This window comes from Psychrobacter sp. AH5 (assembly GCF_040371085.1).
Taxonomy (GTDB): domain Bacteria; phylum Pseudomonadota; class Gammaproteobacteria; order Pseudomonadales; family Moraxellaceae; genus Psychrobacter.
The window spans coordinates 1,092,847-1,105,734 of the sequence record NZ_JAMBMT010000001.1 but is presented as its reverse complement, the minus strand read 5'-3'; the positions used below and the strand labels follow the sequence as shown (position 1 = coordinate 1,105,734).

Below are 12,888 nucleotides of genomic sequence, written 5' to 3'. Positions count from 1 at the left end.
AATAATGATGCTTTTTAAGTAATTCGAGAGTTTGCAGTGGCGCTGGATGACAGCTTATCGATAGCCTGCTTTTTGGCAATATCTCAAAAAGCGTTTTATTGATAGTGATCCTACTAAGCTTGACTACATACTAAGCTTGCCTAAGCGCTGATTTTATAAGTGATTTTTAAAATCAGCGCTTTTTGAGCTTTTAAAGTTTAGCTAAGTATTATTTTTGCTGTCATCGCAATAACTTACTCATGACCTTACCTATGTACCATATAGTCAGTTTGCAAGAGGGAGCTTTTTGCGTTATAGCCTTCATTGCTATTGATGTTTTTTGTTTTATTAACAGACATGAAAGACTGATTACTATGTTTCGTCTTTGATTTTTGCAGATCTTGGTAATGCAAGATCTGCCATTATCCATGCTGCTATATTTAGCAGGCTTGAGACAAAACTAGTAAAGGTTATATGGAGACAAAGCAATACCGAACTTACAACTAGGTGCTAACGCATTGATGAGCGAAGTATTGTACAACTATAGAACTCGGTGCGGTCAATATGACGGCGGCTGAGAGCAATAGCGGTTGGTAAGTAGGATGGCTACAATTAGGAGAAATCCATGCAGCGTATTACTTATCGTGTAAAAGTGTCTGCACAAGGGGCCAAGCGTCGTATCTCATACTTACTACGTCCAGCTAAGCGCTCACTTAACACCAAAAGTAACCTCGTTCCATCGGTTAAAGTAGCTCGTTTTAATAAATCAAAAAAAATGGTGCAAGTATCGAGTATTGCCCTACTCTCTCTACCGGCTAGAAGTCTTACGCCGATGGATGTACCCATTCCTGCCTATGACCAAGTCATGCTAGATAAAACCTTGACTATCGCTGCCGTTCCTGGTGATAGCACTTATTTTGCTACCGACGGTTTTCAGCATGGTTTTGGTTATGACTTAGTTCGCAGTTATGCTGATGAGCTTGGCGTCTCTATCGACCTAAAAGCTTATGCTAGCGAAGAGGCAGCATTAAATGCTCTAAAATCCGGCGATGCTGATATGGCTTTGACTACTGCTAGTACTGAGCTGAAAAACCAGCTGGCTCTGCCCTCAGTCATTGTCAGCTGTGGCTACGATAGCAGCCTAACCAAAAACGGTTTGAATCCAAAAGTGAGTTGGACGTTCAATAATGCCAATGATCCTCTAGCTAAGGGCGCTAGTAGCTTTTTGTGTGATAATATCAAAATCAATAATACTCAAAAATTAGCCGCTTTTTATAATCAAAAATTGCTAAAAGATGCTTATAGTCAACAGCACTTTCAGCAAACTTTGACTGAAAAACTACCGGACTATCAAACTCAGTTTCAGCAGCAAGCGCAGAACTACAATCATGACTGGGAATTATTAGTCGCTATGGGCTATCAAGAGTCGCATTTAGATGCCAATGCGGTCTCTCCCACTGGCGTACGCGGTATCATGATGTTGACCAATAGTACCGCAAAAGCTATGGGCGTCTCAGACCGCGTTGATCCCTATCAAAGTATTGGTGGCGGCGCGCGTTATTTAGAGCAAGTAAAAGCGGACTTCGCTGACGTGCCAGAATCAGAGCGGATATGGTTTGCGCTTGCCGGCTATAACATGGGGCCTAATGCAGTCAAGCGTATCCAGCGCAAGCTACGCGAGCAAGGGATAGATGATAAGAGCTGGGCTAATGTCTATGCTTATTTATCCGATAATAGAGCCTCGAATAGTCGTTATGGACAGTGCATGCATTATGTTAGTAATATCAGAAGCTACCTTGAGACTATCAAAACTTATAGCGTTTAACGGTTGACTTTATAGCTTAACAATAAAAGAGCGGCTCTTATCATTAAGAGCCGCTTTTTTAATTTAATGTTAAGTTAACTTTCATAAATAGCGCTATTAACGATTAGGAACCGTTAAGCGTTGACCACGCTGCAGCATAGTGTCCGCTGGTATATTATTCATATCAGCTAGCTCTTGAGTAGAAACGCCGTATTTGCGAGCCAGCCCAATTAAACTATCGCCTGCGCCCACCGTATAACTTACCGTAACCTTAGGAACTTTAATGGTCTGGCCACGCTGTAGTTGGGCGTTAGCTGCTATACCATTAGTCGCTGCTAAGTCCTCAACCGCTACCCCAAAGCGTCCTGCTAACGCGATCAAGCCATCGCCCGCTTGTACTTTGTAATTCTCAGTATTACTCAGCTTTTTACCCGTACTGGCTGTACTGCTATTGGCTTTACTGCTGCTAGTATTACTGTTAGAGCTTGAGGCATTAGCTGAGCTACTACCTGCTGCAGGAATAGTAAGCGTGCGTCCTAATATTAGATTTGAGGTAGTACTTAGATTATTAGCCGCTGCTAAATCACTGACGCCAATTTTATAGCGATTTGCTACTCCAGTGAGAGTGTCACCGGACTGTATTTTATAGCTAACTGGTTTGTCGTTGAGCTTATTATCTACCTGAGATTTTGAAACCGGTACTTTAATGGTCTGACCACGTTGCAAGCGCGCTCTAGCATCAAAGCTGCTATTAACCGCTGCAATGTCACTAGCACTTACCCCTAAGCTATTGGCAATACCAATAAGAGTGTCGCCTGATTTGACCGTATAATTGCTAGTGGCTACCGAGCTGCTAGCGCTAGTACTGCTGGAGCTAACAGTAGCTGTGACATCGGCATTGGCAGGAATTTTTAGCGTTTGACCGACAAATAATGAGTCCGTAGTCCCTATACCGTTGAGGCTAGCTAATGTCTCGGTGGTGATATTAAACTGCCGAGCTAAAGCAATCAGGCCATCACCGGGTTTGACTTTGTAGTTTTTAGTCGCTGTAGTCGATGTGCTACTGCGTGAGGGAGTTGCAGGAGTCACCGCTGGGGCTTTTACCTTACCGGGTACTAACCAAAGCTTTTGGCCTCGAAGCAGATCTGCCCGGCTACTTAGATTATTATAAGTAGCAAGCTGCGTCACCGATAAGCCAAAACGATTGGCAGTACCAATTAGCGTATCGCCGCTTTGAACTACGTAACTTTCAGGCTGGCTTGCTGCACTGCTAGTAGTAGTGGCTAACGGCTCGATAGTTTTGGCGTTATACAGATATAAGGTGCTACCTGATAGGAGCTTAGCATTAGGATCCATCTGGTTCCATTCAGCGATATCACGCCATTCAACCCCTGCTCTGCTAGCGATGTTTGATAAAGTGTCGCCGCGTACTACGGTATAAGTACTACGCTTGCCTTGTGGTTTTGCCTTAGTATTAGCGCTAGTAGCAAAGCTTAGCTTTTTCTCTTTACCTGTCGCTTCTAGTACCGACTGCTGCGTCTGTATCGCTGAGAGCTTGATATTACCATCAACCGTACTAACTATATCGCGCTGTTCAGGAGTCTGTCGCTGGATTTGTTGAGCGATAAAATCACGCTCTTCTTTACTCAGTGGCGGCTCTTGTACGATAGTATTATTACGGGTGATTTGCGCTGAGGTAGTCGGTAGACTGTTGCTCTTTTTAAGCTCAGCATTAATCTTATTGGTCTCACTAGTGGTAATTGGTGGCTCAGTCCTGATAGCCGCACTACTGCTATAGACAGAGCTTGCAGAAGGGGTAACCGTCGGTAAGATATAACTGGTGGTTTGCTGCGGTACGCTAGCACTAGCGGCGTATTCAGCCAAAGCGCTTCCTGTTGATGGTAGAGATCCGCTGCTGTAGGGCTTGCTATTATAACTAGGGCTTGAGCCTGAGTAGCTAGGAGCGGCAGTAGTGGTAGAGGCGATGACATTACTACTACCATTGCCTCTAAGCGCGCTCAATCGAGCATCAATATTGACATCGACATCGTTAGGGATAATGACTCGCTGTGGGCCTGATGAATCGACGCGAGCAGACGTTAAGGCGGTATTTAATCTCTCAAGCTCGTCATAACTGACACCGGTTAATTGTGAGACTTCTGCCAAACTTACGCCGTAGTTCGCCGGTACACTGCGAAAATGCTGACGGTTAGCGATAGCTGGCAAGTAGACTCCAAACTGTGAAGGGTTCGCTACAATCTCAGCAACCGCTAAGAAGCGAGGCACATAGTTCATGGTTTCAGTAGGCAATCTAAGCGACCAGTAATCTGTTGGCAAGCCTTGTGCAGCGTTAGCATCGATAGCTTTTTGGACACGGCCAGGACCAGCATTGTAAGCAGCTAACGCCAGCTCCCAACTGCCAAACTGATTGTGCAGCGCGGTCAAAAAGTCATAGGCGGCGCGCGTTGATTCAATAACGTCGCGGCGACCATCATAAGTGCTGCTTTGGTTCAGACCATAAATTCGGCCCGTACTAGGGATAAACTGCCAAAGCCCAGCGGCCGCAGCGCTACTAGTACCGCTTGGATCGTAGGAGCTCTCAATGACCGGTAATAATGCTAATTCAGTAGGAATATTACGACGCTCAGCCTCTCGTACCGTGTGATACAAATAACGACTGGCGCGCGCGGTTAGACGATTAAGATAGTCCTGTCTACTCGTAAACCAGCCTTTTTGCGCTTCGATACGCTGATTATAAATAGGACGGCCTGCATTCATCCGGTAACCGGCGCGCAAGCGATTCCATAGGTCACCATACTGCTGAATGGCTAGTTTATTACCCTCCACCATAGTCATATCGCTAGCTTCTAACAAATCGGCCAACTCATCTAAGCTCTCTGCATCCAAAAATGCGGTCGAATAATCATCGTTAGCCGTTGTTTTTGAAGTTGCTGTCGTTGGCTGCTTAACGATAAGAGGCCCGCGATTGCTCTTGCCAGTATTTTTTACCGCTGTAGTATTACTACAACCACTAATTAGTAAAACAGACACGGCAAGCGTCAGCGGCAAAGCGATAAATGAGCGAGTATTTGAAGGCACAGTAGACATAATGAGGGGGGCTTCCTAGCAACGATAATAGATAATGAACAAGTGACTGGGTCAAGTAATTGAATCATGTCAAAGCGCTAAGTACCTTGTCATCATAGACGGCTAGTACTTAACAGCGGGTTAGTCTAAGTATAATAGGCAATATAAAACAAAAATCATAGCCATATCAAAAATAATTGACTATAAATAATACTTTAGAGGTTAAATCATTGATCTGCTCTGATGAATCGCTAATGAACAACCACTAGTTACGAGCCATTAATTAACAGTTACTGATTAATAGTTACTAGTCGTTAATTAATAGTTACTTGTGATACCGCTCGCAGTAGTACTGCATTACCGGTTGATAAAGTCAAAGTAACGCGTGAGGTGGTAATAAAAGAGACGTTTTGCCCATCTTTCACCCAGCTCTCAGTAGTATTGACATTGGCTTTGGCTTGATCGCCGGTGATAACGATATTATCAATACTAATATCATAGCGATAGTTTGAGGTCTGATTCCAGCTGCTTTGCAATAATTTTAGATAAGCATCTTTATCCAAACTGGTTGATTTACCTTTTCTAGATAAAGAGATAAGCGCGTCATCAGACACCAAAGCGGCTACTTGAGAGATGTTTTTATTATTAGCGGCCGCTTTCATGGAGCTGGCATAGTTTTGTACTAAACTTTGACTCATAGTGGCGGCCTGCGCATTGACAGCCACCGTGCTAGCTATAGCAGCAACGGCTGTTAGACTAGCGCCTTTGATAAATAAAGCTATCAGACCCTTGTTCCATAATCGTTTCATTATAATCCTTAGCGGTTATTTTACTAGTTTTAGCCTATCACTAATTTCTCACAGTCTTGTAACACGCTGTGTGATAATTGCATTTAAAGCAATAGCTTAATTTTTATGTTTGTCGTGGTGATTAGTATCACCAGCTGCATTATCAACGGTGTATTCATCATCGTTAAGCTTCATACCCAAGCGCTCAACCCGGCGATCCATCATCTGCCGAGCTAGCGCTTGCATATCCTCAACGCGATCAATCTCATCGACAATCTCAAGACCTAAAAGCGTTTCGAACACATCCTCTAAAGTGACCAGTCCTTTTACTTCACCGTACTCGCCTACAGTAATAGCGATATGAATTCTATTTTTTAGCATCAGCTCTAATAAGTCAAATAACTTCATTTTAGAAAAAACAAAGGTAATCTCACGCTGAAACTGGGTCAAAGGTTTATGCATAGCGTGATTGACTTTTGCCAGCAATATATCGGTCTTTAATACAAAGCCGGTAATATTATCAAGATCACCATCATAAATAGGCAGGCGTGAAAAGGTCAATTTGGGTCGATCAGCTAGCAGTTCAGTAACGGTTTTATTTTGCTCAAAAGCTAGCATCACTGAGCGCGGGGTCATAATATCTTCGACTTTTATCGCGCCAAAAGCTAGTAAGTTACGAATAATACGCGACTCTAATGGATCAATCTGTCCCGCCTCTTCGCCTATGCTCGCTAGAGCAGCAAACTCACGACGACTAAAGACATCGGTTTCTTTACCACTAACCAGCAGTTTGGTAATACGCTCTGAGATCCAAATGAGCGGGTATAGCAAGATAATGATACCGCGTACAAAATAGGCAACTATGCCGCTAAGCTGACGCCAATAAACCGTACCTAACGTTTTTGGGATAATCTCTGATAGAAAAAGAATAGCTAGGGTCATAAAAGCAGAAAACACCCCAAACCAGGCGCTACCAAATACGATAGTCGCTTGCGCGCCAGCACCGATAGAGCCCACGGTATGGGCTACGGTATTCAAAGTTAGGATAGCAGCTAAGGATTGATCGATATTATCAACCTTTAGGCGCTTGAGCATAATCGCTTTGGCAGGGTTGCTTTCTTGTACATCAGCGATATATGAGGGAGTCATCGTCAATAATGCCGACTCAGCGAGCGAGCAGATAAAAGATAATCCAATAGCCATTACTACAAATAGCACTAATAATAATACATTACTAGTGGTGGCTTGGGCAGCAACCTCAGTTGCTGTAGTTGAGCTTGCCGCTAGAGCGGAATAAGGTAGCAACAGTAATAAAGAGCTGAGCGTTGTAGCTTTCAAAGTAGATACTGTAAAAGGTGTCATTAATTTATAAAATACCAAATCCGTTATAGGGGGAGGCTCCGCTGACGCTTGTTTACGACAAGCGCGCAAGCGGTATGAGCGAGTAGTAGCTGAAAAATTGGGCAACAATTCGAGTAACCTAGACTAGTTAAAACCAAAAATAAAGCGCTGCTATAAGGCAAACACTTTTATAGGCATCTGATATTATCATTGATACTAAGGTTTCACAATATTTTGTCTCAGCACTTTTGTCTCAGCTGCTTGGTCTTAGTAAAAACAATAGCGTTACTAAGCTTTTAATAGCTAGAGCTCACAAAAAGCTGCCAATAGCTTTATACTGCTGTAAAATCGCTATTGGCCTGAGAAAAATACGCTGATGCTATGATTAACTAATGCTAAGCTTAAGATTTTTTGTTACTATGCGTCTAATTTTATTGTTGTACATCACATATTGAGAGAGATTATGAGCCTTTTTATCCAGTCAGCTTATGCTGCTGAAGCAGCTGGCGATGCCGCTGGCGGCGCTTCACTTTTTGGTCAACTACTGCTACCAGTAGCTTTTTTTGCCATCTTTTACTTTTTGGTTATCCGTCCGCAGTCTAAACGCACCAAAGAGCATCGTGCTATGGTCAGCTCACTAACGGTGGGTAGCGAAGTTATCTTTGCCGGTGGCTTGATGGGCCGTATCAAACAAATCGAGGGCGACTACGCTGTCGTTAGCTTAAATAATAACACGGATGTCAAAGTACAGCGCGCCTCCGTCATCTCAGTACTACCCGCTGGTACTATTGAGAGCGTATAAGCTTTGCGCTAGTGCTGTTTTGTAATGAGGCAATAAAGGGCAAAAGCGTAACCGCCTATGTAATGACCGTTAACTATTGACGGTCATTTTCTGCTGTTAGCTCCCCTCCACTTTGCTCATCTATGGCCTGCATCACCAGTATTTTATCAACATAAAGAAGTGATTATGCAATATCCTGCATGGAAATACGTAGTTATTATAGTCGTGCTCATCTTAGCCGGTCTTTACGCAGCTCCTAATCTCTATCCTGATGAGCCTGCCGTACAGGTCACTAGTGCCGCCGCTGGCACTCAGCTATCAGAAGGGGTTTTGACTGAAGCTGAGAGTCTACTAAAAGACGCTAATATCAACTATCACGATGGTAGCTTTGAGGGTAATAGTGCTTTAGTGCGCCTAAATACTCCCGATGAGCAGCTAAAGGCTCAAGAAGTGCTGCGTCAAAACTTAGGCGATGATTATGTCGTAGCTCTAAACTTAGCGCAGACAACGCCGCAGTGGTTACGTGATATCGGCGCTAAGCCTATGAAGTTAGGCTTGGATCTGCGCGGCGGGGTACGCTTCGTACTCGAAGTCGATATGGACAAAGCGCTAGAGCAACGTTTAAGTAGCGCTAGTCGCGATGTGCGTCGCGACTTACGTGCTGAGCGCGTCGCGGTCACCGGTATCAAAACGGAAGGGCAAAGCATCGTCCTACACTTCTCTGATACTGAAGCTCGTAGCCGCGCGCAAAATATCTTGCAAGCGTCGATGGGTCGTGACTTTACTTTGCAGTCCACTATTGATGATCAAGGTCCGGCGCTAGTGATGGCTTATAATGAGGCTGTGGTCGATGAGATCAATAGCTATGCGGTCAACCAAAACTTAACCACTTTGCGTAATCGGATTGCAGAGCTTGGGGTAGCTGAAGCGTTGGTACAGTCGCAAGGGGCTAGCCGTATCGTCGTTGAGCTACCGGGCGTACAAGATACTGCCGAAGCCAAACGGGTACTGGGCCGTACTGCCAATCTTGAGTTTCGCATGGTTGCTAAAGACGCTGAGAACTACATGGGCGGTATTCCACCTGCGGGCACTGAGGCCTTCCCTTTTCAATCTTTAGATGGCCCGCCGGTATTATTAGAGCGTCAAGCTATCGTTACCGGTGATAAGGTTACTAACGCGCAAACGGGCGTTGATGAAAACGGTTCTCCTGAGGTGAATATTACCTTGGATAGTGCTGGCGGTAGATTGATGCAAAATGCCACGCGCACCGCTGTTGGTGAGCAAATGGCTGTACTATTTATTGAAAATAAACAGCGTATTACTTATGAAGAAGATCCAGCTACTGGTGAAACTACAGAAGTTCGTACGCCTTATGCCGAAACCAAAGTCATTAACCGCGCCAATATTCAAGCGGTCTTAGGCTCGTCATTTCGTATTACTGGTTTAGACAGTAGCGCTGAGGCCGCTGAGCTTGCGCTATTATTACGCTCAGGTGCTTTGGCGGCGCCGATGTACTTCGTTGAAGAGCGCACTATTGGTCCATCACTGGGTCAAGAGAATATCGATAAAGGGCTGTTCTCAACGCAAGTAGGCTATTTATTAGTATTTGCCTTTATGATTATTTTTTATCGCTTATTTGGGGTGATTGCTAACGTAGCTTTGGCTATTAACGTTATTATCATTATCTCTATTATGTCGATATTAGGCTCGTCGCTGACATTACCTGGTATCGCAGGTATCGTCTTGACTATCGGTATGGCAGTTGATGCAAACGTGTTGATATTTGAGCGCATACGTGAGGAGTTGGCAAATGGGGTGCGGCCAAAAACCGCTATTGTCGCCGGCTTCGATCGCGCTTTTAGTAGTATTTTTGATGCCAACATTACTACTTTATTGGTGGCATTTATCTTATTCGCTATCGGTACCGGTCCGATCAAAGGCTTCGCTATTACTCTAGCTATTGGTATTGTCAGCTCGCTATTTACCGCTATTTTGGTGACGCGTGCGCTAGTACAAATCGCTTATGGTAAGCGTAAATCTATCAAACGTTTGAGCATCGGTTAGGAGACTGCAATGGCGATCGAACAGAACAATCGAAACAACAAAGATAATCTGCCAACCTCGAACAGCTCAGGTGGTAATTCAGGTAACGATGACTCAAACAATAATCCTAGTGGCAATAGTCCAAATGATACTAATCGTCGTCGCCGTAATAAGCCGCGCCGCGATGGTAAAGGCAGTAACACCAAAACCAATAGCTTAACTAAAAACTCCAAAAACAGTAAGCGCGGCACTAGAGACACAAAAGCTCTAGCTACCCAAGGGTTAGAGCCGACTAATACCATTGACCCTAATCAGTTTGAGGGCGATGCGGCAGACGACGCAGCGGCAGCGGCTGAGGGCGGTATCAAAGCCATTGGCGATCAGCGCATTATCCCTTTTATGAAGATAGAAAAGCCGATGGCTATTTTATCGATTATTTTAGTGATAGGTAGTATTATTGCTATTGCGGTCAATGGTCTAAACTTCGGACTTGATTTCACTGGCGGGGTCTCAACTGATGTCAGCTATGAGCAATCGGTTGAGCAAGTTGCGGTAGTACAAGCTTTGGCTGATAATGGTTTTGATGATGCGGTGGTGCAGTACTTAGGCACCAATAAAGAATTATTAGTGCGTCTACCGCCGCAATCTGACAATATCGATGGCCTTAATACTAGTCTTAATGCAGCACTTGATCTTCCTAATAACCCTGCGACTATCAGCAACGTCAATATCATCGGTAGTCAGGTCGGTAACGAGGTTTATCTCAACTCAGTGATGGCTTTAGCTTTAGCACTGGTCAGCATGTTAGGCTATGTCGCGCTACGCTTCCAGTTCAAACTAGCCTTGGGCGCGGTATTATCACTATTTCATGATGCTATCGTTACGATCGGGGTCTTTGCGTTATTTGGCTTCCCCTTTGACTTGACGGTATTGGCAGCGGTGCTAGCGCTGATTGGTTACTCGCTCAATGATACTATCGTGGTCTATGACCGTATTCGTGAGAACTTCCGCCGTGTCCGCGGTATTACTCCGCGTCAGACTATTGATTTGTCATTAACTGAAACGCTACGCCGTACTATTATGACTATCTCAACAGTACTGTTAGTCGTGCTCGCTATGCTATTCTTGGGCGGTGACGGTCTATATTGGTTCTCAGTGGCGTTATTTATCGGTTTACTTGCCGGTACTTACTCTTCTACTTATATCGCCAGCTCCATTCCATTGGCAATGGGACTATCACGTGATGACTTCGTCGTAAAAGTGAAGCCTGAGTTTGAAGAAGAAATCGTTACTTTTAATGATCCGAAGATGTTTGAATAATTTATTGTAAATAATCGGTTTGACTAATAGTTAACTAGCTATTAATTAAATAGCTATTAGCTAAAGTACTTTATAAAAGCACCTGACTCATAATAGATGAGTGCTGGGTGCTTTTACTTTTATATAATCTATAAGGTGGTGTGTCAAAAAGTATGCTGATTAAAATTTGAACAATTTTTGAAGCCTTGAAAGCCCTATAGAATCAGAGAACTTAGCATAGATTTCTTATTGACTTTTATCGCCAGCATACTTTTTAAAACACCACCATCTATAAAAGTGTTCTATCCTTACTCAATAAATAGCGCCCCATATGACTACTAACTCGGCAGCACAGCACCCTATTGACACTCGCTATCAGCATATCGTCTCGATAGCGGTGCCGGTAATGCTGGCAAATTTAGCCATGCCGCTCCAAAGCGTCATTGATACCGCCGTTGTTGGCAATATGAATGAGGCGGCCAATCTTGCTGGTATGGGGTTGGCTATACAGCTGTTGTCATTACTATTAGTCAGTTTTAACTTTTTGCAATATGCCTCCTCTGGGCTCTCCGCTCAGGCTTTAGGGCAGCTTAGTGCTAGCCATACAGCTAATAGCTCTGCAGATAGTGGTGAAGGCGTAAAGCAAATGGCTTCTGCCCTATTATCTATTTTGCAGCGAGCTTTGGTTTTGGCGTTTATTATCGGCGGCGTATTATTAATAGCCAAGCCTTGGCTGATAAAATATGGGCTACAAGCGCTATCTGCCAATCCTGCCAGCGGCGCTGCGGCAAAAACTTACTTAGATGTGCGTTTTTGGGGCGTTATCGCGGAGCTGATGAATTTTGCTTTTATTGGCTGGTTCGCCGGACAAGGCAAGACTCGCTATATGCTTTATCAACAAGGCTTCATTGCGCTACTAAACATTGTTTTGACGCTGTTTTTTGTCTACGCTATGAAGCTTGGTTTAGTCGGTGTCGCTCTTGGCACAACTATTGCCTTTTGGTCGGGCGTAGTCCTCGCTCTTTGGCTTAGTCGTCAGCATTTGCAGTTGTCTTGGGCAGCACTGCTCACCACTGATGCTGAATACTTTACTAAATCCAAGATGCTTAGGCTATTTTCTCTTAATAAAGATATCTTTATTCGTACGCTTATCTTAACTTTGAGCTTTGCTTGGGTGACTAAGCTATCAGCGCAAAGCGGCGACTTAGTATTGGCGGCTAATGCTATTTTGTTACAAGTATTGAGTATCTCCGCCTTTGCATTGGACGGGGTAGCAGTTTCTGCTGAGACGCTAACCGGACAAGCAGCCGGACGGCGAGATTGGCGACGCTTTGCTATTATCGTCAAGCGCACTGGTATTGTCAGCTATGTTTTGGCACTCCTGTTGAGCTTGATTTGGTGGCTAGCCATGCCCACTTATTTGCAGATGATGACCAATATTGAACCGGTGCTCATGCTTACCCGTCAGTATCAAAACTATGCGATATTATTACCACTCATAGGCGTGGGTGCTTATTGGCTTGATGGTATATTTTTTGGCCTGACAGCCGGTAGTGTTATTCGGAATGCGGCGCTAATATGGGCAGCTATCTTCTTCCCAATCAGTTGGCTACTCTATCAGCAGTATGCTATGACTGGTATTTGGCTGAGTGTTTGGTGCATATTGATATTACGTATGCTGGTATTAGGCATTTATTTATATCGAGCGCGTCGCACTGGCAGTTATGAGATACTGCAGCCTAATTCGTAAATCGCTTATTAATGCT

The 12,888-nt window shown here is 44.2% G+C and carries 8 protein-coding genes; 5 read left to right on the top strand and 3 right to left on the bottom strand.

Annotated features, from left to right (window positions below; all coding sequences use genetic code 11):
- Positions 1–604: 604 nt before the first annotated feature.
- Positions 605–1,804 carry a transglycosylase SLT domain-containing protein gene (locus M0N77_RS04675; RefSeq protein WP_353103968.1) on the top strand — a complete coding sequence of 400 codons (1,200 nt, stop codon included), beginning with the start codon at positions 605–607 and terminating at the stop codon, positions 1,802–1,804.
- Positions 1,805–1,900: 96 nt separating this feature from the next.
- Here M0N77_RS04675 and M0N77_RS04670 read toward each other — a convergent pair whose 3' ends face one another.
- The 3 genes from M0N77_RS04670 to M0N77_RS04660 all read right to left on the bottom strand — a co-directional run bounded on the left by M0N77_RS04670 (position 1,901) and on the right by M0N77_RS04660 (position 7,020).
- Positions 1,901–4,891, bottom strand: a complete 2,991-nt coding sequence (locus M0N77_RS04670; RefSeq protein WP_353103966.1) for a LysM peptidoglycan-binding domain-containing protein — start codon at positions 4,889–4,891, stop codon at positions 1,901–1,903.
- 293 nt (positions 4,892–5,184) lie between these two features.
- Positions 5,185–5,679, bottom strand: a complete 495-nt coding sequence (locus M0N77_RS04665) for a hypothetical protein (protein ID WP_353103964.1) — start codon at positions 5,677–5,679, stop codon at positions 5,185–5,187.
- Positions 5,680–5,775: 96 nt separating this feature from the next.
- A complete protein-coding gene (locus tag M0N77_RS04660) occupies positions 5,776–7,020 on the bottom strand; it encodes a hemolysin family protein (protein WP_353105570.1) in 1,245 nt (414 codons plus the stop codon).
- Between the two features lie 442 nt (positions 7,021–7,462).
- Between M0N77_RS04660 and yajC the strand changes: the two genes are divergently transcribed.
- The 4 genes from yajC to M0N77_RS04640 all read left to right on the top strand — a co-directional run bounded on the left by yajC (position 7,463) and on the right by M0N77_RS04640 (position 12,872).
- Positions 7,463–7,801 (top strand): preprotein translocase subunit YajC, encoded by a 339-nt coding sequence (gene yajC, locus M0N77_RS04655; RefSeq protein ID WP_353103962.1) that lies wholly within the window; start codon positions 7,463–7,465, stop codon positions 7,799–7,801.
- Between the two features lie 165 nt (positions 7,802–7,966).
- Complete coding sequence (gene secD / locus M0N77_RS04650; RefSeq protein WP_353103961.1) at positions 7,967–9,844, top strand: protein translocase subunit SecD; 1,878 nt, start codon at positions 7,967–7,969, stop codon at positions 9,842–9,844.
- A gap of 9 nt (positions 9,845–9,853) precedes the next feature.
- Positions 9,854–11,143, top strand: a complete 1,290-nt coding sequence (gene secF / locus M0N77_RS04645; protein WP_353103959.1) for a protein translocase subunit SecF — start codon at positions 9,854–9,856, stop codon at positions 11,141–11,143.
- A gap of 310 nt (positions 11,144–11,453) precedes the next feature.
- Positions 11,454–12,872, top strand: coding sequence for an MATE family efflux transporter (locus tag M0N77_RS04640; RefSeq protein WP_353103957.1), 1,419 nt, complete (start codon positions 11,454–11,456; stop codon positions 12,870–12,872).
- The last annotated feature ends 16 nt before the right edge of the window (positions 12,873–12,888 follow it).